This window comes from Kitasatospora sp. NPDC059673, from assembly GCF_042734215.1.
In the GTDB taxonomy this organism is placed as follows: domain Bacteria; phylum Actinomycetota; class Actinomycetes; order Streptomycetales; family Streptomycetaceae; genus Kitasatospora.
In genome coordinates, this window is sequence record NZ_JBHWEN010000018.1 from 110,652 (window position 1) to 135,356 (window position 24,705).

At 74.0% G+C, this 24,705-nt stretch carries 21 protein-coding genes; 18 read left to right on the forward strand and 3 right to left on the reverse strand.

What is annotated here, in order from left to right; all coding sequences use genetic code 11:
• The first annotated feature begins 213 nt into the window (after positions 1–213).
• The 8 genes from ACFV18_RS21655 to ACFV18_RS21690 all read left to right on the forward strand — a co-directional run bounded on the left by ACFV18_RS21655 (position 214) and on the right by ACFV18_RS21690 (position 9,270).
• Positions 214–1,416, forward strand: coding sequence for an ROK family transcriptional regulator (locus tag ACFV18_RS21655; protein ID WP_380485564.1), 1,203 nt, complete (start codon positions 214–216; stop codon positions 1,414–1,416).
• A 144-nt stretch (positions 1,417–1,560) separates the two neighbouring features.
• Positions 1,561–2,922: an extracellular solute-binding protein gene (locus ACFV18_RS21660; protein ID WP_380485566.1), complete on the forward strand. Its 1,362-nt coding sequence runs from the start codon at positions 1,561–1,563 to the stop codon at positions 2,920–2,922.
• Between the two features lie 10 nt (positions 2,923–2,932).
• The gene (locus ACFV18_RS21665) at positions 2,933–3,889 is read left to right on the forward strand and encodes a carbohydrate ABC transporter permease (protein WP_380485568.1); all 957 of its coding nucleotides are present in this window, start codon (positions 2,933–2,935) and stop codon (positions 3,887–3,889) included.
• Positions 3,890–3,893: 4 nt separating this feature from the next.
• Entirely contained in the window at positions 3,894–4,790 is an 897-nt protein-coding gene (locus tag ACFV18_RS21670; RefSeq protein WP_380485570.1) for a carbohydrate ABC transporter permease, read from the forward strand.
• An 8-nt stretch (positions 4,791–4,798) separates the two neighbouring features.
• Positions 4,799–6,079, forward strand: a complete 1,281-nt coding sequence (locus ACFV18_RS21675; protein ID WP_380485637.1) for a 6-phospho-beta-glucosidase — start codon at positions 4,799–4,801, stop codon at positions 6,077–6,079.
• A gap of 55 nt (positions 6,080–6,134) precedes the next feature.
• Complete coding sequence (locus ACFV18_RS21680) at positions 6,135–7,154, forward strand: N-acetylglucosamine kinase (protein WP_380485572.1); 1,020 nt, start codon at positions 6,135–6,137, stop codon at positions 7,152–7,154.
• Positions 7,155–7,309: 155 nt separating this feature from the next.
• Positions 7,310–8,434, forward strand: coding sequence for a MerR family transcriptional regulator (locus ACFV18_RS21685; RefSeq protein ID WP_380485573.1), 1,125 nt, complete (start codon positions 7,310–7,312; stop codon positions 8,432–8,434).
• A gap of 212 nt (positions 8,435–8,646) precedes the next feature.
• The gene (locus ACFV18_RS21690) at positions 8,647–9,270 is read left to right on the forward strand and encodes a hypothetical protein (protein ID WP_380485575.1); all 624 of its coding nucleotides are present in this window, start codon (positions 8,647–8,649) and stop codon (positions 9,268–9,270) included.
• A gap of 57 nt (positions 9,271–9,327) precedes the next feature.
• On the opposite strand, the gene ACFV18_RS21695 is transcribed toward ACFV18_RS21690, so the two are convergent.
• On the reverse strand, positions 9,328–9,900 hold the full coding sequence (locus ACFV18_RS21695; RefSeq protein ID WP_380485576.1) for a nucleosidase: 573 nt from the start codon (positions 9,898–9,900) through the stop codon (positions 9,328–9,330).
• Between the two features lie 178 nt (positions 9,901–10,078).
• Between ACFV18_RS21695 and ACFV18_RS21700 the strand changes: the two genes are divergently transcribed.
• The 10 genes from ACFV18_RS21700 to ACFV18_RS21745 all read left to right on the forward strand — a co-directional run bounded on the left by ACFV18_RS21700 (position 10,079) and on the right by ACFV18_RS21745 (position 23,261).
• Positions 10,079–11,413 (forward strand): hypothetical protein, encoded by a 1,335-nt coding sequence (locus tag ACFV18_RS21700; RefSeq protein ID WP_380485578.1) that lies wholly within the window; start codon positions 10,079–10,081, stop codon positions 11,411–11,413.
• A 15-nt stretch (positions 11,414–11,428) separates the two neighbouring features.
• A complete protein-coding gene (locus ACFV18_RS21705) occupies positions 11,429–12,352 on the forward strand; it encodes a glutamate ABC transporter substrate-binding protein (RefSeq protein WP_380485580.1) in 924 nt (307 codons plus the stop codon).
• Between the two features lie 104 nt (positions 12,353–12,456).
• A complete protein-coding gene (locus ACFV18_RS21710; RefSeq protein WP_380485582.1) occupies positions 12,457–13,914 on the forward strand; it encodes a hypothetical protein in 1,458 nt (485 codons plus the stop codon).
• Positions 13,907–16,471, forward strand: a complete 2,565-nt coding sequence (locus ACFV18_RS21715) for a tetratricopeptide repeat protein (RefSeq protein WP_380485583.1) — start codon at positions 13,907–13,909, stop codon at positions 16,469–16,471. Before ACFV18_RS21710 ends, ACFV18_RS21715 begins: the two co-directional genes overlap by 8 nt.
• A gap of 2 nt (positions 16,472–16,473) precedes the next feature.
• Positions 16,474–17,592 (forward strand): PP2C family serine/threonine-protein phosphatase, encoded by a 1,119-nt coding sequence (locus tag ACFV18_RS21720; RefSeq protein WP_380485585.1) that lies wholly within the window; start codon positions 16,474–16,476, stop codon positions 17,590–17,592.
• Positions 17,593–17,632: 40 nt separating this feature from the next.
• A complete protein-coding gene (locus ACFV18_RS21725; protein WP_380485587.1) occupies positions 17,633–18,970 on the forward strand; it encodes a VWA domain-containing protein in 1,338 nt (445 codons plus the stop codon).
• 111 nt (positions 18,971–19,081) lie between these two features.
• Entirely contained in the window at positions 19,082–20,524 is a 1,443-nt protein-coding gene (locus ACFV18_RS21730) for an FHA domain-containing protein (RefSeq protein ID WP_380485588.1), read from the forward strand.
• A 165-nt stretch (positions 20,525–20,689) separates the two neighbouring features.
• On the forward strand, positions 20,690–21,607 hold the full coding sequence (locus ACFV18_RS21735; RefSeq protein WP_380485590.1) for an ABC transporter ATP-binding protein: 918 nt from the start codon (positions 20,690–20,692) through the stop codon (positions 21,605–21,607).
• Positions 21,604–22,737, forward strand: coding sequence for an ABC transporter permease (locus ACFV18_RS21740; protein WP_380485592.1), 1,134 nt, complete (start codon positions 21,604–21,606; stop codon positions 22,735–22,737). Before ACFV18_RS21735 ends, ACFV18_RS21740 begins: the two co-directional genes overlap by 4 nt.
• Positions 22,738–22,862: 125 nt before the next feature.
• Positions 22,863–23,261 (forward strand): globin, encoded by a 399-nt coding sequence (locus tag ACFV18_RS21745; protein ID WP_380485639.1) that lies wholly within the window; start codon positions 22,863–22,865, stop codon positions 23,259–23,261.
• A 71-nt stretch (positions 23,262–23,332) separates the two neighbouring features.
• On the opposite strand, the gene ACFV18_RS21750 is transcribed toward ACFV18_RS21745, so the two are convergent.
• Positions 23,333–24,025 (reverse strand): hypothetical protein, encoded by a 693-nt coding sequence (locus ACFV18_RS21750; protein ID WP_380485594.1) that lies wholly within the window; start codon positions 24,023–24,025, stop codon positions 23,333–23,335.
• Positions 24,026–24,083: 58 nt separating this feature from the next.
• On the reverse strand, positions 24,084–24,527 hold the full coding sequence (locus ACFV18_RS21755) for an acyl-CoA thioesterase (protein ID WP_380485595.1): 444 nt from the start codon (positions 24,525–24,527) through the stop codon (positions 24,084–24,086).
• Between the last annotated feature and the right edge of the window lie 178 nt (positions 24,528–24,705).

The following is a 24,705-nucleotide window of genomic DNA, read 5'->3' on the forward strand; positions in this document are numbered from 1 at the left end:
GGGCTTCGGAACAGCGCCCTCCGCTTTCCCCACAAAGGGGTAACGGGCTTTGTTGACAAGGTGACTGACTGTCCGTCACCTCGAAACCCCGAGGTGGCCCCGCGCGTCCCTACCGACACTCCGGTAACGAACGCGCATCCGACCGTTGACATCGCGCCCCGGCGATTGGAAACTTTCCTAACAGTTGGCCGCGACGGCGTCACCGGATGGAGGATGATCGGGCCCGTGACCACCCAGAAGAGTCCCCGTTCCCCGCTGGCCGGCACGCCCAGCCTGCTCCGGGCGATAAACGACCGCGCCGCACTGGAGCTACTGCTCGCCAACGGCCCATTGTCCCGTACCCAGATCGGGAGTCTGACCGGACTGTCGAAGCCGACCGCGTCCCAGCTGCTGGCCCGGCTGGAGGCCGCGGGCCTGGTGGTGCCGGTCGGGACGACCGCGGGCGGGCCGGGGCCCAACGCGCAGCTGTACCAGGTGAATCCGGCGGCGGGGCACGTCGCGGGGCTGGACGTGACCAGCACGACGGTGCGGGTCGCGGTGGCCGACATCACCGGCGTGACGCTCGCGGAGCACCAGGTGTCCTGCAAGGGCTGGCCGGCGGCGGCGACGGTGGAGCGGGTCGCGGAGGCGGTCGCCGAGACGGTGCGCCGCGCGCAGCTCGCGCCGGGGTCGCTGCGCGAGGTGGTGATAGGGATCGGCGGCGCGCCGGACCCGGTGACCGGCAAGCTGCGGTACGCCTCGCACCTGCCGGGCTGGCATTCGCCGCGCCTGCTGGAGGAGTTGGCGGCGGCGATCGGCGCGCCGGTGTCGATCGAGAACGACGTGAACCTGGCCGCGGTGGCGGAGCAGTCCGTGGGCGCGGCGGCCGGGTGCGAGGACTTCGTGCTGCTGTGGGCCGAGGAGGGCATCGGCGCGGCGATCGTGCTCGCGGGCCGGCTGCACCGCGGGTTCACCGGTGGCGCGGGCGAGGTCGGCTACATGCCGGTGCCGGGCGCGCCGGTGTCGTTGAACGCCCGGCGCAAGCACTCCGGCGGGTACCAGGACCTGGCCGGCGAGTCGGCGGTGCTGGCGCTGGCCCGGGCGCACGGACTGCGCGGCACGGAAGCGGCGCAGGTGGTGGCCGCGGCCCTGGACGCCCCCGAGGGCGAGGCGTTCCTGGCGGAGCTGGCCGAGCGCCTGGCGGTCGGGCTGGCGGTGATCGCCTCGGTGGTCGATCCGGAGCTGGTGGTGCTCTCCGGGGGGACGCCGACCGCCGGCGGTGAGCGCCTGCGGGCGCTGGTCCAGCAGGCGCTGGGCCGGATGTCGATCCCCCGGCCGGAGGTGCGGCTGTCCGCCCTTCCCGGGTCTCCCGTCCTGGCCGGTGCGCTGCAGCGCGCGCTGGCGACCACCCGGGACGCCCTGTTCAGCACCCGCTGAAACGCGCAGCACGCAGGTTCGAACGGCCCGCAGGTCCGAACAGCTACGCACCGAACAGCACAGGCACGTCCGCTCTCCCCTTCCCCACACGGGCGCCGGGCCTCCCCGGTCTGCCGCCCGGCCCCTCGTCAGGAGTGCATTTCCGTGGACACCACCCGAAGCTCCCCGCGCGCCCGCCGCCCGCTGGCCGCGCTCGCCGCCGCGCTCTGCACGGCCGTCCTGGCCTCCGCCTGCACCGGCACCGACTCCGGTGGCGCGGAGGACGGTTCGGCGTCCGGGCAGGACGTGACGATCAATTTCTGGCACGGCTGGAACCAGGACAACGAGGTGAAGGCGATCAACGACAACGTCGCCGCCTTCGAGAAGCTGCACCCGAACATCCACGTCAAGGTGCGGGGGGACATCGCCGACGACAAGAGCGAGCAGGCGCTGCGGGCCGGCGGCCCGGACGCGCCGGACGTGGTGTCCTCGTTCAGCACCGACAACGTCGGCAAGTTCTGTTCCGCGCACGTGTTCGCGGACCTCGGGCCGCTGCTGCAGAAGGACGGCATCGACCCGGCGAAGACCTTCCCGTCGGCGATGCTCAAGTACAGCCAGTACCAGGGCAATCAGTGCACGCTGCCGCTGCTCGGCGACGCGTACGGCCTGTACTGGAACAAGACCGCGTTCGCGCAGGCCGGGATCAGCGGCCCGCCGAAGACGTTCAGCGAGTTCGCCGAGGACGCCGCCCGGTTGACGATCCCCAGCGGCGACTCGTACCGGCAGCTCGGCTTCATGCCGAACTACCACGGCTACGAGACGTCGATCGCGCACTACCTCGGCCAGTACGGTTCGAGCTACTTCGGCCCGGACGGCAGGTCGAACGTGGCGACCGACCCGACCGTGGCGGCCGCGATGACCTGGCAGAAGCAACTCGTCGACCGGCTCGGCGGGTTCGAGAAGCTGGAGAAGTACCGGACGGGCTTCGGCGACGAGTTCAGCGCGAAGAATCCGTTCGGCACCGGGCAGGTCGCGATGAGCCTGGACGGCGAGTGGCGGGCCGCCGCGCTGGCCGAGGACAAGCCGTCCTTCGAGTGGGCGACCGCGCCGTTCCCGGTGCCGGACGAGCTGGCCGCCACCTACGGGCGCGGCTACCAGACCGGCACCATCATCGGCATGGCCAACGGCTCCAAGAAGCGCACCGCGGCCTGGGAGTTCGTCAAGTACCTGACCACCGACACCGACGCGGTGGTGTCCTTCGCCAACGCGATCCACAACGTGCCGAGCACCCTGGCCGCGCTGGACTCGCCGAAGCTGGACACCGACCCGAACGTCAAGACCTTCCTGGACATCGCCCGCAACCCGAACTCCTCGACCACCCCGGCCAGCATCAACGGCGGCGCCTACCAGATCTCCCTGCAGAACCTCAGCTTCGAGGTCGAGTCCGGCAAGCTGACCGACCTGAAGGCCGCCCTCACGGCCACCGCCAAGGAGATCGACGACGCGGTCGACCAGGCGAAGAGGTGACGGGCGGGCCATGGCAGTCGTGAGTTCCCCCGTCCCGCCGGCGCTGCGGGCCAAGCGCCGGCGGGAGCGGGCCAGGACGCTGGCGTTCCTGTCCCCGTGGCTGATCGGGTTCGGGGTCTTCTTCCTGTACCCGCTGGTCTCGACGGTCTACTTCTCGTTCATGCACTACGACGGGTTCGCCCCGCCGAGCTTCTCCGGCCTGCGGAACTGGGACTACGTCTTCACCAAGTACCCGTCGTTCTGGAAGGGCCTGGGCAACACCCTGTGGCTGGTCGCCGTGATGGTCGGCCTGCGGGTGGTGTTCGGGCTCGGCATCGGAATGCTGGTCACCAAGCTGAAGTCCGGCGCCGGGATCTTCCGCACCGCCTTCTACCTGCCGTACCTGGCGCCGCCGGTGGCCGCCACCATGGCGTTCGCGTTCCTGCTGAACCCGGGCACCGGCCCGGTCAACCATCTGCTGGGCGAGCTGGGCCTGCCGCAGCCGGGCTGGTTCAACGACCCGTCCTGGTCGAAGCCGGCGCTGACCCTGCTGGCCATGTGGGGCATCGGCGACCTGATGGTGATCTTCATGGCGGCGCTGCTGGACGTCCCCAAGGAGCAGTACGAGGCGGCCGAACTCGACGGCGCGAGCGCCCTCCAGCGGTTCCGGTACGTCACGCTGCCGAACATCTCGCCGATCGTGATGTTCGCGGTGGTCACCGGGGTGATCCAGACCATGCAGTACTACACGCAGGCGATCGTCGCCGGGAAGGTCGCCTCCGGCGTGATCGGCGGCTCCGGGCAGCAGTTCGAGCCCGGGTATCCGTCCGGCTCCACCTGGACGCTGCCGCAGATGGTCTACAACCTCGGCTTCCAGCAGTTCGACTACGGCGCGGCCAGCGTCGTCGCCGTCATCCTGTTCGCCCTCTCGATGGCGTTCACCTCACTCCTGCTGCGCCGCAGGTCCGGCTTCCTCGCGGAGGACTGAGCCCATGACCCTCGCCCCCGCCCTGCCGCGCGAGGCCGCCGCCCCGGCCTCCACCGCCGCCGCCCGCACCGCCCGCCGCCGGGCCGCTCTGCACTGGGTGGCCGTGCACGCGCTGGCGATCGCCGCCGCGCTGTTCTTCCTGCTGCCGTTCGTGTTCGTCTTCCTCACCTCGGTGATGACGGACCATCAGGCGCTCACCTCCGACCTGTGGCCCACCCGCTGGCAGTGGTCGAACTTCTCCAAGGTCTGGCACACCCCCGGCTTCCTCACCTGGTGGCGCAACACCCTGCTGTACGCGGCGGCCGGCACCGCGCTGACCGTCGCCTCCAGCCTGCCGGTGGCGTACGCGCTCGCCAAGTTCCGCTTCCGGGGCCGCAACCTGGCCCTGATGGCGGTGGTGTCGATGATGATGCTGCCGCCGCAGGTCACGGTCGTTCCGATGTACCTGTTCTGGGCCAAGCAGCTGCACCTGAGCGGGTCGCTGTGGCCGCTGATCGTCCCGATGGCCTTCGGCGACGCGTTCTCCATCTTCCTGCTGCGCCAGTTCCTGCTGACGATTCCGCGCGAGTACCTGGAGGCCGCCCGGATCGACGGCTGCGGCGAACTGCGCACCCTGCTGCGGGTGGTGCTGCCGATGGCGAAGCCCGCCGTGGCCGCCGTCGCGCTGTTCCAGTTCTTCTACTGCTGGAACGACTACTTCGGCCCGCAGATCTACGCCAGCGAGAACCCCGGTGCCTGGACGCTGAGTTACGGCCTGGAGTCCTTCAAGGGCGCCCACCACACCAACTGGAACCTCACCATGGCGGCGACGCTGCTGGTGCTGGCACCGGTGATCGTTCTGTTCTTCTTCGCGCAGCGCGCCTTCGTCGAAGGCGTCACACTGACAGGGGTCAAGGGCTGATGTCCGCACTGAAGTTGGCAATCGTCGGCGGCGGTTCCACCTACACACCGGAGCTGATCGACGGGTTCGCGCGGCTGCGCGACACTTTGCCGATCGGCGAACTCGTGCTGATCGACCCGGCCGTGGACCGCCTGGAGCTGATCGCCGGGCTCGCCCGCCGGATATTCGCCAAGCAGGGCCACGACGCCGTCCTCACCACCGCCACCGACGTCACCGCCGGCGTGCAGGGCGCCGACGCGGTGCTGCTCCAGCTGCGGGTCGGCGGGCAGGCGGCGCGCAACCAGGACGAGACCTGGCCGCTGGAGTGCGGCTGCGTCGGCCAGGAGACCACCGGCGCGGGCGGCCTCGCCAAGGCGCTGCGCACCGTCCCGGTGGTGCTGGACATCGCCGAGCAGGTCCGCCGCACCAACCCGGACGCCTGGATCGTCGACTTCACCAACCCCGTCGGCATCGTCACCCGCGCCCTGCAGACCGCCGGACACAGGGCCGTCGGCCTGTGCAACGTGGCGATCGGTTTCCAGCGCAAGTTCGCCGCCCGGCTCGGTGTCGCCCCGGAACTGATCCGCCTCGACCACGTCGGCCTGAACCACCTCACCTGGGAGCGCGGCGTCACCCTGCTCGACGCCCCGGACGCCACCACCGGACGCGAGGTGCTGCCGCAGCTGCTCGCCGAACACGGCGCGGCCATCGCCGCCGACCTGCACCTGCCGCGGCCGGTGATCGAGCGCCTCGGCGTCGTCCCCTCCTACTACCTGCGCTACTTCTACCAGCACGACCTGGTGGTGGAGGAGCTCAAGGTCAAGGGCTCGCGGGCCGCCGAGGTCGCCGCCATCGAGCGGCAGCTGCTGGAGATGTACGCCGACCCGGCGCTCGACACCAAGCCCGAACTGCTCGGCAAGCGCGGCGGCGCGTTCTACTCGGAGGCCGCCGTCCAGCTGATCGCCTCGCTGCTCGGCACCGACGGCCGCACCACCGTGCAGGTGGTCAACACCCGCAACGACGGGGTGCTGCCGTTCCTGCCCGACGACGCGGTGATCGAGGTGCCCGCCGAGGTGGACGCCACCGGGGTGCGCCCGCTGCCGCAGCGCCCCGTCGAGCCGCTGTACGCCGGCCTGATCGCACACGTCACCGCGTACGAGCACCTGGCGCTGGACGCCGCGCTGCACGGCGGCCGCGACCGGGTCTTCGACGCACTGCTCGCCCACCCGCTGATCGGCCAGCTGGAGCTCGCCGACCAGCTCACCGACCGGCTGCTCGCGCACAACCGCGACCACCTGAGCTGGGCGTGACCACCGGCATGAGAACGATCAGCACCAGCACGCACCACCACGGGGGGACCGGCCGATGAGCCACGTCGCACACCTGCCCGGCGTCCTCGCGGTGGACGCCGGCAACAGCAAGACCGACCTCGCCCTGGTCGGCGCCGACGGGCGGGTCCTCGGCACCGCCCGCGGCGGCGGCTTCCAGCCGCAGAACACCGGCTTCGAGGCCGCGATCGCCGCGCTCGCCCCGCTGGTCGAGGACGTCGCCCGGCAGGCCGGCGTCCCGCTGCGGCCCGGCGGGCGGCCGCTGACCAGCCACGTCAGCGCCTGCCTGGCCAACGCCGACCTGCCGATCGAGGAGCAGCGGCTGCACGAGGCGATCACCGCGCACGGCTGGGCGCCGTCCGTGCACGTCGCCAACGACACCTTCGGCCTGCTGCGGGCCGGCACCGACGGGCCGCTCGGGGTGGCCGTGGTGTGCGGCGCCGGCATCAACTGCGTCGGCCTGCGGCCCGACGGGCGCACCGCCCGCTGGCCCGCGCTCGGCCGGCTCACCGGCGACTGGGGCGGCGGCGGCGGACTCGCCGACGCCGCGATGTGGCATGCCGCCCGGGCCGAGGACGGCCGCGGCGAGCCCACCCTGCTCTCCCCCATGATCGGCGCCCACTTCGGCCTGGCCGGGGCCAACGCCTTCGCCGAGGCCCTGCACCTGGGGCAGTTCGACCGGGCCCGGCTGCACGAGGTCTCCCAGGTGCTGTTCGCGGCCGCCGAGGCGGGCGACGCGATCGCGCTGCGGCTGGTGGACCGGCAGGCCGACGAGATCGCCCGGCTCGCCACCATCGCGCTCACCCGCCTCGACCTGCTCGACCGGCCCGTCCCGGTGGTCCTCGGGGGCGGCGTCCTCGCCTCCCGGCACCCGCTGCTGATCGACAACCTGACGGCCCGCCTGGCCGCCGCCGCCCCGCTCGCCGAACCGCGCATCGTGGTCGCCCCGCCCGTCCTCGGCGCCGCCCTGCTCGGCCTCGACCACCTCGGCGCCGACCCGGCCGCCCACCGCCGGCTGCGCGATGCCTACCCCACCGTCCAGCCCGTGGCGGCCTGACGGCCCGTCGCCGCGCAACCGCCGCCGGGAGCGGTTCGCCCGGCGGCGTCGTGCCTCCCGGGCCCGGTGCGGGTCTTCACGGGCCTTGACCTTCACCTTCGGGGAAGGTCCAGCATCAGTGCTGCCGGACACCGGTCCGGTACGAGGAGGCGGGGATGGAGCTGCTCACCATCGGGGCGTTCGCCCGGGCGGCCCGGCTGTCGCCCAAGGCACTGCGCCTGTACGACGAACTCGGGCTGCTGCGGCCCGCCGAGGTGGACCCGGCGACGGGCTACCGGCGTTACGCGCCGGGCCAGTTGGAGCGGGCCCGGCTGGTGCTGTGGCTGCGGCGGCTCGGAATGCCGCTGGCCCGGATCCGGCTGGTGCTCGGCCTGGAACCCGCCCGGGCGGCCGAGGAGGTCGCCCGGTACTGGGAGTCGGTGCGGGCCGAGACCGAGGCCCGCCGGGAGCTCGCCGCCCTCCTCGTCGACCACCTCTCCGGGAAGGCCGGCACGATGACGGACAGCACGACGGCGGGCAGCACGACGACGGGCAGCACGACGACGGGCAGCACGACGACGGGCAGCGCGACGGGCGCCCTGCGGATCCGGTACGCGGCCCGGACGGACGTGGGCCTGGTCCGCGAACGCAACGACGACGCCGCCTACGCCGGCGCCGGGCTGGTCGCGGTCGCCGACGGCATGGGGCCGCAGGGCGGCGGCGGCTCGGCCAGCGCCGCCGCGATCGAGGCACTGAAGGAACTGGAGCTGCCCACCGGGGAGTTGCTGAACTTCCTGGAGGAGGCGGTCTCCCGGATCGACGACCGGGTCGGGGAGGCCTCGCAGCTCCCGGACACCGGAACCACCCTGACGGCGATGCTGTGGTCAGCCCCGCAGCTCGCCCTGGTGCACATCGGCGACTCGCGCGGGTACCTGTTGCGCGGCGGCGAGCTGTTCCAGATCACCCACGACCACACCCTGGTGCAGTCGATGGTCGACGACGGCCGGCTGACCCTGGAGGAGGCCGCCTCGCACCCACAACGCACCCTGCTGGTCCGCGCGTTGACGGGATCGGGCGACAACCGGCCGGACGTGTCCCTGCACACCGCCCGCGCGGACGACCGCTACCTGCTGTGCTCGGACGGCCTGTCCCGCTGGGTCACCGACGACGCCCTGCACACCGTGCTGAGCACCGTCGCGGTGCCGGAGCAGGCGGTGCACCAGCTGGTCGCGCTGGCCAACCGGGCGGGCGGGCCGGACAACATCGCCTGCGCGGTCGCGGACGTGGTGGCCGGGGAGTGACCGTTCCGGGGGCGTCCCGTGCCGATCCGCGCAGGTGACGGTACGTCACCGGGGTGACAAGTTCCGGTACGTATCTCAATTGGGGAAAATCTCGGCGAGGTGCGCAAGTTGCCCCGTTCTGTCCGTTGAACGGCACCGTGCGGGGCCGCTAGCGTCGCGCACTCACAGCGTGTCCGACGGGGGTGCGCGGGGAGACCGGGAGCCGACGCCAGATGGCGATCCGCAAGTCCACCATGCAGGAGCAGGTCGCCGCGGCGATCGCCGCGATCGAACCGAACGACCGCCCGGTGGTGACCTTCCACACCATCTCGGGCCCGAGCCCGTGGCTGATGAGCCAGCTCGGCCTGATCGGCCAGCTGTTCATCAAGTACTACTTCGTGACCCTGACCCACCGGGTCGTCACGGTGCACCGCGCCTCCCGGATGAGCAACCGTCCGCAGGAGCTCGTGCACGTCATCCCGCTCGACCAGGCCCGCGCCTCGGTCACCGACGTGAACCGCGCCACCCTGTGGAGCTCGCTGAAGTTCCAGTTCCCCGGCGAGCCGAATCCGACCCGTCTGAACATCGCCCGCTACTGGCGCGCCGAGCTGGACACCTTCGTCAACGGCATGTTCGGCGGCGGCCCGGCCGTCCCGCCGCAGGGCCAGCCGTACCCGCCGCAGGCGTCGGCCGTCCCCCCGCAGGGCCAGCCGTACCCCCCGCAGGCCCAGGCCCAGGCCTACCCGCAGCCGGGACAGCCGCAGGGCCAGCCGTACCCGCCGCAGGGCCAGGCCTACCCGCAGCCGGGACAGCCTGGACAGCCTGGGCAGTCGGCCCCGAACCCGTACCAGGTCTGAGCCAACGCCGGGGCGCCCGTCCGAACCTTCGGGCGGGCGCCCCGACACGTCACCGGCTCACCGCAGGTGCGCGGCCACCCACTCGGCGAGCAGCCGGGCGCAGCCGTCCACGGACGCCTGCCAGCTGAGCTCCGCGCCGTCCCCGGCCTCGTCGCTGACGTGCTTGACCAGCCGGACGGGCACCTGGGCGCGGTGGGCGACGGTGGCGATCGCGTAGCCCTCCATGTCCACCAGGTCGGCGGCGCGGGCGAGTTGGTCGCGCTCGGCGTCGGAGGAGACGAACCGGTCGCCGGTGGCGAGCACCCACTCGGCGGGGCCGAGGTCGATCGAACCGTCCATCGGGCGGCCGGTGAGCTGCTCCAGCAGCGGGGTGTCCAGGTCGTGCTGGAGCACCCGGCCGATCTCGTGGGTGCCGGCCAGGCCGGGCCGCAGCGCCCCGGCGGTGCCCAGGTTGACCACGGCGGAGGGCTTCGGTCCGCTCGCCAGCACGGTGGCCAGCGCGGCCGCCGCGTTGACCTTCCCCATGCCGGTCAGCAGCACCGGCAGCGTGGCGTCCAGGTACGCGGCCTCCTCGGGCAGCGCGAGGACGAGCAGCGGGCGGTCGGGGGTGACGGTTCCGATCAGGCGCATGACCAAAAGCTTACGAGGGCCCGGAACCGTTCGAACCCGGCCGGGCGTCGCAGCGGGCGGACCGCACCGCGGCCGGACGGGCACAAAGAGATCAACTCCCGCTCAAGTCAGGTGTGGTGGACGGCGCGGACCGCCATACTGCGGGATGACGGGGGACGTCGGACGGGGAGGTCGGACGGTGACAGCACCGGCAGTGGCACAGGAGCGGACGGGCACACTCGCGGCCCCGGTGGCCCGGCTGCGCCGAGCGGCGGCCACCCCGCCGGGGCGGCTGCGCACGGCGGGCGCGGTGCTGGCCGCACTGGTGCTGCTGTTCGGCGCGGTGGCGGTGTGGCAGTCCGCGCACCGGTCCCGGGCGGCCGGCCAGGTGGTGTCGGCCAGCGGCCCGCTCAGCCAGGACGTCGCCGAGATCCACCGCAGGCTCGCGGACGCCGACGCGACCGCCGCCGCCGGGTTCCTGCTGGCCGGCAGCGAGCCCGCCGAGGTCCGCGCCCGCTACCAGGACGACCTGGCGACCGCCGCCCGGCTGCTCGCCGAGGCCGCGGGCCGCAGCGGCGGCTCGGCCGAGTCGCAGCAGGCGCTGGCCGAACTCAACCGGCAACTGCCGCGCTACGCGGGCCTGGTGGAGACCGCCCGGGCGGTGGACCGGCAGGGCCTGCCGCTCGGCGGGGCCTATCTGCGGTACGCCTCCGACCTGATGCAGGGCACCGTGCTGCCGCAGGCGCAGCGCCTGGCGGAAGCCGAGTCGGCCCGGCTGGACGCCGACTACCGCGACGCCGGAGCCGTCCCGTGGGCGGCGCTCGCGCTCGGTGTGCTGGCGCTGGCCGCGCTGGCCCGCTACCAGGTGCTGCTGTTCCGGCGCACCAACCGGGTGTTCAACCTCGGGCTGCTCGGCGGTTCGCTGGCGGTGCTGACCGCGCTGGGGTGGCTGCTGGTGGGCACCATGACGGCGGGCGGTGACCTGGAGGGCAGCCGGATGTACGGCACCCGGCCGCTGCGGGAGCTGGACCAGGTGCGGATCGCGGCCCTGCAGGCGCACACCGCGGAGAACCTCGATCTGGTGGCCCGCGGCGCCAGCGGCAAGTACACCAAGCAGTGGAACGACCTGGTCGCCACACTCGACGAGGACCCGCGCACCCCCGGTTCGGTCACCAGGCTGAAGGCCGGCGCAGCCCCTGCGACGGCCGGTCCGCTGACCGACGCCGAGAGCGCGTACCAGCAGTGGCAGGACCGGCACGAGGACGCCGCCGCGAAGAACTCGGCCGGCGACTACGAGGCCGCGCTGCAACGGACGTTGACCGCGGGCGGCACCGACACCGCGGACGCCGCGTTCCGGGCCGCCGACGGGAAGTGGGCGGCCGCCGCGCAGATCGAGCAGGACGCGTTCGCCCGGGAGGCGGGCGGCGTGGACGGGGTGCTGGCGGGGCAGGCGGTGGCCGCCGGAGTGCTGTCCGTCCTGGGCGCGGCCGCCGCACTGCGCGGCATCGGCCGCCGACTGGCCGAGTACCGGTAGGAGGGGGAACGAGGGATGCGCACGGCAAGGTCACGTTTCCTGGTGGCGGCGGCGGTGCTCGCGGCCGTGGTGCTCGGCACCGGCAGCGCCGACGGCGCGGGCGGCACCGCCCCGCAGGCCGCACCCCGGGCACCGGCAGCCCCCGCGGCGGCCGCCGACAGCTGCGACCCGACGGACTCGCTGCCGCCCCGCCAGGCCGTCGGCGCGAAGATCGCCAAGATCCGCGAGCGCGGCACCCTGGTGGTCGGCGTCGACCAGAACAGCTACCACTGGGGCTTCCGCAACCCGCAGACCGGCCGGATCGAGGGCTTCGACCTCGACCTGGCGCACGCCATCGCCAAGTCCCTGCTCGGCGACCCGGACAAGGTCACCCTGAAGACCGTGCCCACCGCCCGCCGGGTCGAGGCGGTGAAGAACGGCGAGGTCGACCTGATCACCCGCACCATGACCATCACCTGCGAGCGCAAGAAGGACATCGCTTTCTCCGCACCGTACTTCCGGGTCGCCCAGCGGGTGGTGGTGCCCAAGTCCGCGCACGCGAAGACGCTGGCCGACGCGCTGAAGGGCAAGCGGGCGTGCGTCGCGCAGACCTCCTCCTCGGAGGCGGAACTGAAGCGCGACCCGCACGGCACCGTCTCGGTGCTCGCCCTGGAGAGCCAGCTGGACTGCCTGGTGCGGATGCAACTCGGCGAGGTGGACGCCACCTTGACGGACAGTGAGCTGGCCGCCGCGCAGGTCGCCCAGGACCCGCAGGTGGAGATGGTCGGCGAGCCGATCCTGCCCGCCTGGATGGGGGTGGCGATGAACCAGAACGACACCGACCTGATCGCCTGGGTCAACCAGGTGCTGGCCGACTGGCGGGCCGAGGGCGGCTGGCGGGCGTCCTACGACCACTGGCTGCGCGACACCATGGGGGCCCCGGACCCGTACCTGCCGTGAGCAGCCGGGGGACCGGCGTCCGCCCCGCGCCGGACGTCGGGGAGACTTGCCGCCGACGGACCGACGCCCCGTCACCACGAGCGTGTCCGAGAGGAGGAACCACGATGGCCGGAGGGATCCGCCCAGTACTGAACCGTGAGCAGGTGGACCGCGCGCTTGCCCGACTGGGCGCCGAGCGCGACGCGGTCGAGGCGGCGCTGCTGGCGCTCCAGGACCACCCCGGGCTGCGGCTGCTGACCGGCGCCGAACTGACCGGGCGCACCCAGGAACGCTGGGCGGTCGCCGAGGGCGGCATGGCCCTGCTGTGGGCGCTGTTCGACCGGTACGCGGAGGCGCTGGCCTCGGCCCGCGCGGTGCGCTCGCGCCGCACCCGGCCCACCACCGCCGAACTCGCCGAACTCGGCGAACTGCTCACCGGCCGCGCGGTCACCGTCTCCGGCGGCCGTCTCCCGGAGGCGGCCGGCCAACTCGGCGCGCCCGCCCGGCTGGTGGAGCGGGTCACACTGGCCGAGCTGCTGGAGCGGATGAACGCCTGGTACGCCGTGGTGGTCGAGGTGGTCAGCGCCGTCGACGCGGTGTGGACGGCACTGCCCGCCCGGATCGACCTGCTGCTCGCCGAACTCGGCCGGGTGCAGATGCTCGCGCTCTCCGTCGGCGTCCGCCCCGGCGGGCACCCGCTGGCCGACGACCTCGCACAGCTGGCCGGGCAGTTGACGGCCCTGCGGGCCGAGGTGGTGGCCGACCCGCTGGCCCTGTGGCGGCCCAGCCGGGTGCCCGCGCAGCGCGGCCGGGCCGCCGAGGACGCCGCCTGGGCCTCCCCCACCGGCGCCGTGGACACCAGCGGCTTCGACCGGATGGGCCGGGCCCTGGACGACGTCCGGGTCGAGCTGGAAGCGCTGCTGCGGCTGCGCGACGAGTCCCACGAACGCCTCCAGCAGGTCGCCGACCTGCTCCAGCGCGCCGACCTGACGCTCGCCGAGGCGCGGCGGGCCCGCGGCGAGGTCCTGGCGAAGATCGCCGCCACCGAGGTGCCCGCCGTACCCGGCCCGGCGTCCGCGCTGCGCGAGGCGATCACCCAGGCGGTGGCCTTCCAGCAGACCGGCCAGTGGCACCGGCTCGGCCCGCTGCTGGACGCCCTGGAGGACGCCGCCGCCAAGGAGCTCGGCCGGGCCCGGCAGGCCCTCACCGAGGTCGCCCAGCCGCTCGCCGTCCGGGCCGAACTGCGCGGCCGGCTGGAGGCGTACAAGGCGATGGCCGCCCGGCTCGGCCTGGCCGAGGACCCCGAGGTGGTCGAACGCTTCGAGAAGGCCCGCTGGCTGCTCTGGAGCGCCCCCTGCGACCTGCGGGCCGGCGCCGAGGCGGTCGCCCGCTTCCAGCAGGCGCTGCGCGACCCGGAACGCCGGCCCGCGCCGCAGCTCGAGGCCGCACCACCGAGCGAGCCCGCGCCGCAGGCCGAGCCCGCACCGCCGAGCGAACCTGCACCGCATGCCGAGCCCGCACCACAGGCCGAGCCCGCACCGCCGAGCGAGGACAGTTCCGAGGGGGAGGAGACCGATGGCTGAGGCGTGCGCCCGTCCGGGCTGCGACGGCGAGATCGACGGCGACGGCTACTGCACCGAGTGCGGCCTCGCCCCCACCACCGCCACCGCCGCCAAGTCCGCCGCCCCGGACCGGCCGTGCGGCCGTCCGGGCTGCGACGGCCGGATCGACGGCGACGGCTACTGCACCGAGTGCGGCCTCGCCCCCACCACCGCCACCGTCCCCGCCCAGCGCGAGGCGTCCACCTCCGTCTCCGCCTCCGTCATCGCGTCCGTCTCCACGCCCGCCCCGCGCAAGGCCCCCGCCCCCGGCGAGCCGTGCGGCCGCCCCGACTGCGCGGGCACCATCGACGCCGACGGCTACTGCGACGACTGCGGCCTGGCCGCCGAACCCGCCGCCACCAGCGGCACCCTCACCACCGGCTCGGGCGTGTCCACCTCGGCCTGGTCCGGCCCGGCCCGGACCTCCTCGGGCCGCTCCCGTTCGCTCCGCTCCGCCCGCACCGCCTCCGGCCGGTCGGTCTCGGTGCGCAGTTCCCGGGGCAGCACCGGCAGCGGCCGCCGCGGCAACCTGGGCGCGGGCCTGGTCACGGTGCCGCCGGTGCCGACCGCCGACCCGTCGAAGGCCGTGCTGACGGACCCGCAGGTGCCCGAGGGCAAGCGGTTCTGCTCGCGCTGCGACCACCCGGTGGGCCGGGAGAAGAACGGTGTCCCGGGCCGCCCGGAGGGTTTCTGCACCAAGTGCGGCACCCCGTACTCGTTCACCCCGAAGCTGGTGCGCGGCGATCTGGTCGGCGGCCAGTACGAGGTGATGGGCTGTCTGGCGCACGGCGGGCTGGGCTGGATCTACCTGGCGGTGGACCGCCGGGTCAACGACCGCTGGGTGGTGCTCAAGGGCCTGCTGGACACCGGTGACGAGGACGCGCTGGCGGTGGCGATCGCGGAACGCCGCTTCCTGGCCGAGGTCGATCATCCGAACATCGTCCGGATCATCAACTTCGTCGAGCACCCGGACGCCCGCACGGCCGCCGCCGACGGCTACATCGTGATGGAGTACGTCGGCGGCAAGTCGCTCAAGGACATCGCCGGCCGGCGCCGCGCCCCCGACGGGCGCCGGGAGCCGATGCCGGTCGAACAGGCCGTCGCATACGCACTGGAGGCGCTGCCCGCGCTCGGCTACCTGCACGCCCGCGGGCTGGTGTACTGCGACTTCAAGCTGGACAACGTGATCCAGTCGGACGACACCCTCAAGCTGATCGACCTGGGCGCGGTCCGCCGGCACGACGACGACGGACCGATCTACGGCACCGTCGGCTACCAGGCGCCGGAGATCGCCACCGACGGCCCCTCCCCCGCCTCCGACCTGTACACGGTGGGCCGCACGCTGGCCGTGCTGACCTGCGACTTCCACGGCTGGACGGGCCGTCGGCGGCACGAGCTGCCGGGCCCGGACGAGGTCGAGGTGTTCGCCCGCTACGAGTCCTTCCACCGTTTCCTGCTGCGCGCCACCGCCCCGGACCCGGGCCGCCGGTTCGCCTCCGCCGAGGAGATGGCCGGGCAGCTCACCGGCGTGCTGCGCGAGGTGCTCAGCCTCCAGGACGGCCGGCCCCGGCCCGCCGTCTCCACCCTGTTCGGCCCGGAACTGCGGGTGGTGGACCCGGACTTCGGCGAGCAGCCGCCCGGCCCGCGGGCCGCCGCGCTGGCCCTGCCCGCGCCGCTGGTCGACCCGTCCGACCCGAACGCCGGCTTCCTGTCCGCGCTGCCCGCCACCGACCCCGCCGAGGCCCTCACCGCGCTGCGCGCGGCCGGCGCCGACTCCGCGGAGCTGCGGCTGCGGGTGGTGCGCGCCTACCTGGAACTCGCCGAGGACGACACCGCGGGCCAGGCGCTGGCCGCCCTGGAGGCCGAACACCCCGGCGACTGGCGGGTGGTGTGGTACCGGGGGCTGGCCGCGCTCGCCGCGGGCCGGGCCGAGGCCGCCGCCGAGTCCTTCGACGCCGTGTACGACGCCTTCCCGGGCGAGGCCGCGCCCAAGCTGGCGCTCGCCGTCTGCGCCGAACTGCTCGACGACACCGAGGAGGCCGCCGCCCTCTACGGACTGGTCTGCGGCACCGACCGGTCGTTCGTCGGCGCCGCGTTCGGCCTGGCCCGGGTCCGGCTGCGGGCCGGCGACCGGCCCGGCGCGGTCGCCGCGCTGGAGTCGGTGCCGGAGAGCTCCACGCACCACACCGCGGCCCGGATCGGCGCCGTCCGGGCCCGGCTGCGCGGCCGGGCCGCCACCGAGCCGCTGGCCGCCGAGCTCGCCGACAGCTCCGTCCAGCTGACGGCCCTCGCGCTGGACGCCCGGCGGCGCGCGGAACTCGCCGCCGAAGTACTGGAGACCGCCCTGGAGTGGGTGCTGGCCGGGGCCACCGGGAAGCCCGCCACGCTGACCGTGCTGGGACATCCCGCCGCGGAACGGGAACTGCGGCTCGCCCTGGAACACTCCTACCGGGTGTTGGCGCGGTTGACCGACCGCGCCGAGAAAAGGATCGAGTGGGTGGAACGGGCCAACCGGGCCCGCCCCCGGACGTGGGTGTGAACATGCCGCAGCAGACCGAGTGCCCGACCTGTGCCGAACCGCTGGGGCCCCAGGACGCCTTCTGCGGGGCCTGCGGCACTGCCCTGACCGGGCCGCCGACCGTCCGCGACCTGCCGGTGGTGCCGAGCTGCCCGAGCTGCGGGTCCACCGAGCTCGCCGAGGGCTGGTGCCAGCACTGCGGGCAAGCCCAGCCCCGCGAACGCGACCACCAGGAACACCAGGTGACGGGCGTCGCGGCGGTCTCCGACCGGGGCCTGCGCCACCACCGCAACGAGGACGCGTTCGGCGTCGCCGCCACCGAAGGCCCCGACGGTTCGCCCGCCGTGGTCGCCGTGGTCTGCGACGGCGTCTCCTCCTCGGCCCGCCCCGACGAGGCGTCCGCCACCGCCGTCACCGCCGCCACCGACTCGCTGCTCGCCGCGCTGGGCGCCGGCCGCGACCCCGGCCGGGCCATGCACGAGGCGATCGGCGCCGCCAACCGGGCCGTCACCGCACTCGCCCACGACGGCACCCCCGCCGAACCGGGCCGCCACAACAACGCGCCCGCCTGCACCTACGTCAGCGCGGTCAGCACCGGCGGCCTGGTCACCATCGGCTGGGTCGGCGACACCCGCGCCTACTGGATCCCCGACGACCGGGAGTCCGCCGAGCCGTACCGCCTCACCGAGGACGACTCCTGGGCGGCCCGGATGGTCGCCGCCAAGCTGATGGACGAGGCCGAGGCGTACGCCGACCCGCGCGCCCACGCCATCACCGGCTGGCTCGGCGCCGACGCCGAGGACCTCGACCCGCACACCGTCAGCTTCACCCCGCACGTCCCCGGCGTGCTGCTGATCTGCACCGACGGCCTGTGGAACTACGCCGAGGCCGCCACCGACCTGGCGTTCTTCGTCCGCGCCGACGCCCGCGCCGAACCGCTGGCCGCCGCCCGCGCGCTGGTGCGGTTCGCGGTCGAACGCGGCGGGCACGACAACATCACCGTCGCCGTGCTGCCGATCGACCCGCCCGTCGCCCCGTCCACCCACGACGCCACCCTGGTCGACGTCCCGCTGCCGCGCGCCGCCGCCGACCCGGACGCCACCGTGCCGCTGCGCCAGGCCGCCGAACCGGCCGTGAACTGACCTTCACCCGACTTCTGACCTTCCGACAGGAGCCCACCGCATGGCCTCGTTGTCCAAGCCCGGCGCGCCGAGATTCGACGTCGACGTGTTCCAGAACGAGTACCTCGCCCAGGGCGCCCGGGAGGTCAACGCGATCGTCACCGTCACCGCGACCGGCGGCGGCACCTCCGGCGGGCGGCCGCTCGGCGCGGCGCCCGCCCCGGGGCCGGGCGCCGCCGTGGTGCTGGTGATCGACTGCTCCGGCTCGATGGAGCACCCGAACACCAAGATGCGGCACGCCCGGGAGGCCACCGCCGCCGCCATCGACACCCTGCGTGACGGCGTCGCGTTCGCCGTGGTGGCCGGCACCCACGAGGCCGTGGACGTCTTCCCCGGCAACGGCCGGCTCGCCGTCGTCGAGCGGTACACCCGCGGCCACGCCAAGGAGGCGCTGCGCCGCCTCAAGCCGTCCGGCGGCACCGCGATCGGCACCTGGATCACCAAGGCCCGGCAGCTGTTCGACTCGCACCCGCAGGCGTCGATCCGGCACGCCGTCCTGCTCACCGACGGCCGCAACGAGCACGAGAAGCCCGCCGAACTGCAACGCGCCCTGGACGCCGCGACCGGCGCCTTCACCGCCGACTGCCGGGGCGTGGGCACCGACTGGGAGGTCGCCGAGCTGCGGAAGATCTCCTCCGCGCTGCTCGGCACCGTCGACATCGTCGCCGAACCCTCCGGCCTCGCCGACGACTTCCGCGCCATGATGGCCACCGCCATGGGCAAGCAGGTCGCCGACGTGGCCCTGCGGGTGTGGACGCCCGCCAATGCCCGGGTGAAGTTCGTCAAGCAGGTCGCACCCGCCGTCGAGGACCTCACCGAGCGCCGCACCGAGGCCGGGCCGAGGGCCGGGGACTATCCGACCGGCTCCTGGGGCGACGAGTCCCGCGACTACCACGTGTGCGTCGAAGTCCCGGCCGCCGCCGTCGGCAACGAGATGCTGGCCGCCCGGATCAGCCTGGTGCTGCCGCAGGCCGACGGCACCGCCGAGGTGCTCGGCCAGGGCCTGGTGCGCGCCGTGTGGACCGACGACCTGGCCTCCTCGACCCGGATCAACGCCCAGGTCGCGCACTACACCGGACAGGCCGAACTCGCCGACTCCATCCGCGACGGCCTGGAGGCCCACCGGGCCGGTGACCTGGACCGCGCCACCGCCAAACTCGGCGCCGCCGTCCGCCTCGCCCACGCCGGCGGCAACGAGGGCACCCTCAAGCTGCTGCGGAAGGTGGTGGACGTCGTGGACGCCGGGGAGGGTACGGTTCGGTTCCGTAAGAACGTGAGCGAGGCCGACTCGATGACACTCGAGACCCGATCGACCAAGACCGTACGCGTGAAGAAGTGAGCCGGACACCGCCGGACCCGAACCTGCTGGAGTGTGGGGGACCTGATGCCGATCTGCCCTAGGGGACACGAGTCTCAGGCCGAGGACTGGTGCGACTACTGCGGATTCCCGATGACCCCGCCGCCCGGGCTGGCGATCCCCGGGTTCCCGGCCGCCGCCGCACAGCCCGGCGGCCCCGGCGCGCCCGCCGCCGCGCCCGCCCCGCCGCAGGCCCCGTACGGCGGCGGATTCCCGCCCGCCGGGCCGGGAAGCACCCCGCCGGGCGGCACCCCGGCCGGGGGCGGCGGCGGTTACTTCGAGCCGCGCCGGCCCGCCACCCCGGCGGGCGGCACGCCCACCGGGCCCGCCGCCGGCGCACCCGGGGCCCCCGGCCCGTACGGCGCCCCGCCGCAGGCGGCCGCCACCTCGGCGCTGGCCACCTGCCCGATCTGCCGCACCCCGCAGACCGGCCGGTACTGCGAGGACTGCGGGTACGACTACAACCTGGCCGTCTCGGCCCGCCCGCCGGGCGGCCCCGCCCCGGCCGGGCACCAGCCGCCGCCCGCGCCGCAGCCCACCGGCGGCCCGCACGGCCGCCCCGAGCCCGGCCGGGCCCCGCAGGGCGCGCCGTCCGCGCAGCACGGCTACGGCTTCCCGCCGCCCGCCGCGCCGCCGGCCGCACCCGCCGGGTTCGAACCGTCCGCGTTCGAGCCGGCCGCGCCCGCGCCCGCCGGATTCGAACGGCCGACGCCGTTCGAACGCCCGCAGCAGCCGTTCGAGCCGCAGAACCCGTACGAGCGGCAGGACTACGAACGGCAGGACTACGAGCGGCCGGGCTACCAGCAGCCCGCGCCCGGCCCGTCCGTGCCGCCGCCCGGCTACCCGGCCGCGCCCGGCGCACCGTCCGCACCTGCCGCGCCCGGCGGCCCGGCCGCGCCCTCGTTCGACAAGCGCCCGCCGGCGGCCTTCCCCGACGGCGACTACGAGCGGCCCGGCCCGGTGTACGCCGAGCCCTCCGGCCCGCAGCAGGGGCAGCCGGGGCAGCCGGGGCAGCAGCAGCGTCCCCCGCAGAGCGGCGACGACTTCGGCACCTCGTTCCGGCTGACCCCGCCCGGGCAGCAGGGCCAGCCGGGTCAGCCGGGTCAGCCGCCGACCGCTCCGCAGCGCACCACCTGGTTCGCCGTGGTGGCCGCCGACCACGACTACTTCAGCGACATGATGACCCGCAGCGGCCCGGAGGCGGCCGGACTGTTCTTCCCGCCGTACACCCAGGAGCGGCGGATCCCGCTGACCGGCCGGGGCCAGCTGCGGATCGGGCGGCGCAGCCAGCAGCGCGGCACCGTGCCGGAGATCGACCTGTCGGTCTCCCCGGAGGACCCGGGCGCCTCGCACCAGCACGCCCTGCTCGCCGAACAGCCGGACGGCAGCTGGGTGGTGGTCGACCAGGACTCCACCAACGGCACCACCCTCAACGGCGGCCCGGACACCCTGCCGCCGCACACCGCGGTCCCGCTGAACGACGGCGACCGCATCCACATCGGCGCCTGGACCACCATCACGGTGCACCGGGCCTGACTTCCGGTCACCCGGTCCGGCCACTGACAGCGCGTCATCACCGGCCCGGCGGCGGAGCGTTCCTCGCTCCCGCCGCCGGGCCGGTGGCGTGTCCGACCATCACCGAACGATCAAAATTCGCACAACGGTGCTCGTGGGGAGTGCCGCACCCCCTACGCTCGCCCCATGACTGAAGCAATAACCGCGGACGGAATCCGGAAGCGGTACGGGGATGTCCAGGCTGTCGACGGAGTGTCACTCTCCGTCGGCACTGGCGAGTTCTACGGCCTGCTCGGGCCGAACGGGGCGGGCAAGACCACCACGCTGGAGATCCTGGAGGGCATCCGGGAGGCCGACGAGGGCCGCGTGGAACTGCTCGGCCTGTCGCCGTGGCCGCGCAACAGCAAGCTGCTGCCGCGCATCGGCGTGCAGTTCCAGGCGTCGGCGTTCTTCAACAAGCTGACGGCGCGCGAGACCATCCGCACCTTCGCCTCCTTCTACGGCATCGGCCCGAAGGCGGCCGACGCGATGCTGGAGCGGGTCGGCCTGACCGAGTCCGCGGGCGCGCTGACCGACAAGATGTCCGGCGGCCAGGCGCAGCGCCTGTCCATCGCGTGCGCGCTGGTGCACGACCCGGAGCTGGTCTTCCTCGACGAGCCGACCACCGGCCTCGACCCGCAGGCCCGCCGCAACCTGTGGGACCTGCTGCGCGACATCAACGCCGAGGGCCGCACCGTCGTCCTCACCACGCACTACCTGGACGAGGCGGAGATCCTCTGCGACCGCGTCTCGGTGATGGACCACGGCAAGGTGCTGAAGACCGGCGCGCCCGCCGCCCTGGTCCGCGAGATCGACGACACCGTCCGGATCCGGGTGGAGTCCGGAATGCTGACCGCCGACCGGGCCCGTGAGCTGCTCACCGCCGCGGGCGCCGCGTTCAGCAAGCTGGAGGACGACGGCATCACCCTGGCCCTGTCCACCCACGTGCCCGGGCCGGTGCTCGCCATGCTGGCCGAGGAGAACGCGCTGCGCGGCCTCGAAGTCCGCGGCGCCACCCTGGAGGACGTCTTCCTCCAGCTGACCGGACGGGAGTACCGGGCATGACCGCCACCGACCAGGCCCGCACTTCCCCCGCCTCGCCCGCCTCCGACGGCGGCGGCCCGGAGAAGGCCAACGCCTTCGTCGGACTCTCCCGGGTCATGCTGCTCGGCTTCGTCCGCGACAAGGGCACCCTGTTCTTCACCCTGGCCCTGCCGCTGATGTTCCTGGTGCTGTTCGGCGTCCTCTACAAGGGCGGCGGAACCTCGCACGTCAAGGTCGCCGAAGTCGGCCAGGTCAAGCTGCTGGACGCGCTGAAGGACCAGAAGGACGGCCCGCTGTCCGTCCTGGAGATCACCCCGTTCACCGACGAGAACGCGGCGCTCGCCAAGGTCAAGAAGGGCGACCTGGACGGCCTGGTGACCGAGGGCCCCGACGGCAGGCTGGTGCTCCGCTTCAGCCAGGCCGACCAGGTCAAGGCCGGCACCGTGCAGGGCATCATGAACTCCCTGGTGCAGACCGCCAACCAGCAGGCCTCGCACGCCACCCCCGCCTTCACCCTGGACGCCTCCAAGGTCGAGGACGACTCCACCCAGCCGATCCAGTACCTGACGCCCGGCCTGCTCGCCTACGCGATCGCCATGGGCGCGGTCTACGGCGCCTCCTTCACCCTGGTGACCTGGCGCAAGAAGCGGGTGCTGCGCCGCCTGCGGCTGGCGCCCATCTCGGCGGGCACCATCGTCGGCGCCCGGGTGCTGGTCAGCGTGATCGTGGCGCTCGCCCAGACCGCGCTGTTCCTCACCGTCGCGCAGCTGGACTTCTTCGGCCTGAAGCTCACCGGCAACTGGTGGCTGGTGATCCCGCTGGTGATCTGCGCCACCCTGGCCTTCATGTCGCTGGGCCTGGTCACCGGCTCGCTGGCGAAGTCCGAGGAGTCGGCGAACGGCATGAACCAGCTGATCATCCTGCCGATGTCCTTCCTCGGCGGCGCGTTCATCCCGCTGGACTCCGCGCCGAGCTGGCTGCAGGACATCTCCAAGGCCCTGCCGCTGCGCTACCTGATCAACCCCGCCAAGTCGGTGCTCAGCCAGGGCGGCGGCCTCGCCGAGGCACTCCCCGGCATGGGCATCCTGCTGGGCTTCACCGTGGTGCTGTCCGCCATCGCCTGGCGCTTCTTCAACTGGGACGACGCGTAGCCGCCCCTGCCCGCCCCGCGCCGGGGGCCGTACACCGGGACGTTCGGCGGTGTACGGCCCCCGTCGGCGTCTGCGACCATGGACGGGTGACTGACACCGGGCGCGACACCGCACACGAGGAGACCGTGCAGCCGACGACCGCGGAGGAGGAGCAGAGCTTCTACGACCGCGTCGGCGGCGAGCCGACCTTCCGCCGGCTGGTCCACCTCTTCTACCAGGGCGTCGCCCAGGACGAGTTGCTGCGCCCGATGTACCCGGAGGAGGACCTCGGCCCCGCCGAGGAGCGCTTCGCACTGTTCCTGATGCAGTACTGGGGCGGCCCGCGTACCTACAGCGAGCACCGCGGCCACCCGCGCCTGCGGATGCGGCACGTCCCGTTCCAGGTCGACCGGGCCGCGCACGACGCCTGGCTGCGGCACATGCGCACCGCCCTCGACCAGCTCGCGCTGCCCGCCGGGGACGAGCACGAGCTGTGGAACTACCTGACGTATGCCGCCGCCGCGATGATCAACACGGCGGGCTGAGCGGGCCGCCCTGGCTCGGCGCAGCGGGCTGGCGCCTCTCGGGGCCGCCCCGGCCGGGGCCCCGCCGGGAGCTATCGCAGCGGGCTGAGCCCCAGGCCCGCGCCGGGGGCGCCGCCGGACCGCAGGGCGACCGAGCCGGCGGGGGCGTCCAGCCGCAGCCAGGGGCCGGCGCGGAACGCGTGCAGCGGGGTGCCGGGCCGCAGGAACCCGATCGCGTGGGCGGCGTGCGCGGCCCTCAGCGGCAGGCCCTCGGCGGCGCCCAGCGGCCGGGACCAGATCTCGTCCGCTATCGCGTCCACCGCCTGCCGGCTCCGGTGGTGCTCCGGCACCTCGGCGACGCGCTGCTTGAACTCGGCGACGGCGGCGCGTACTTCGTCCATCACCTGGTCGACCGGCGGTTGCCCGAGCGGCTGCCAGCCGGAGCGCGGCGGCAGCAGGCCGGCCCAGGACGGGCCGGTGACCGGGGCGGGCAGTGCCAGGCGGGCGCCCGGCTCGTCCACGGACTCCAGCAACTGCCCGGCGGAGACGGTGAGATCGGCCGCCGCCGGCTGCCCGGCGAGCCGCACGGTGCGCACCGCGAGTACCGCCGACCCGCCCAGTGGCAGCCGCCCGAACACCGCCAGCACGCCGCCGCCGTCCGCCCCCGGCACCACCTGCAACCGGACCGCGGCGGCCCGGTCGAAGCGCAGCAGCCGCCTCAGGAAGGCCACCAGGTCGGCGGCCTCGCCCTGGTCGGCGAGGTCGAGGCGGGGGTTCGCGGTCACCGGGGTTCAGCTCGATTCGTGAGTGCGGCGGTCTCGGTGCGAGGTCGTCGGACGCCCGTCAGACGGTGCAGTCGGCGGGCTGCTCGTCCATGAAGCGGCTGAGGAACTCCCGCTCCACGGGGCTGATCCGGCGCGGGCGGCCCTCGACGAGGTTGTAGGGGACGACCACGGTGGAGGCCTTGACGTAGACCGTCTCGGTGCCGTCCTCCGCGATGTCCTTGATCTCGTAGGAGACGGTCAGGGAGGCTCCGCCGATCTTCGTCACCCAGGTCTCGATGGTGACCGGCTCAGGGCGGTGCACCAGCGGCCGCTTGTAGTCGATCTCGTGGCGCGCCACCACGGACCCGCCGGCGAACTCCCCGGCCCCGGCCTCGGCGGCCTGGGTGAACATGAAGTCGATCCGGGCCTCCTCCAGGTAGCGCAGGAAGACCACGTTGTTGACGTGACCGAAGGCGTCCATGTCCGACCACCGCAGGGGGCAGGCGTAGATGTGGCGTGCCACGGTGTTCTCCTCACATCAGGTGGACCCGCAGGAAGCCTACGGGCCGCGGGCCCCCCCGCCCCCCCCCCGGGGGGGGGGGGGGGGCCCCCGGCCCCCCCCGGGTGAGCCCCGGGGGCGGGTGGTTTTGGGGGGGGCGGGGGGGGGGGGCGCCAGCGCGCCCCCCCGCCGCGTACTGTTT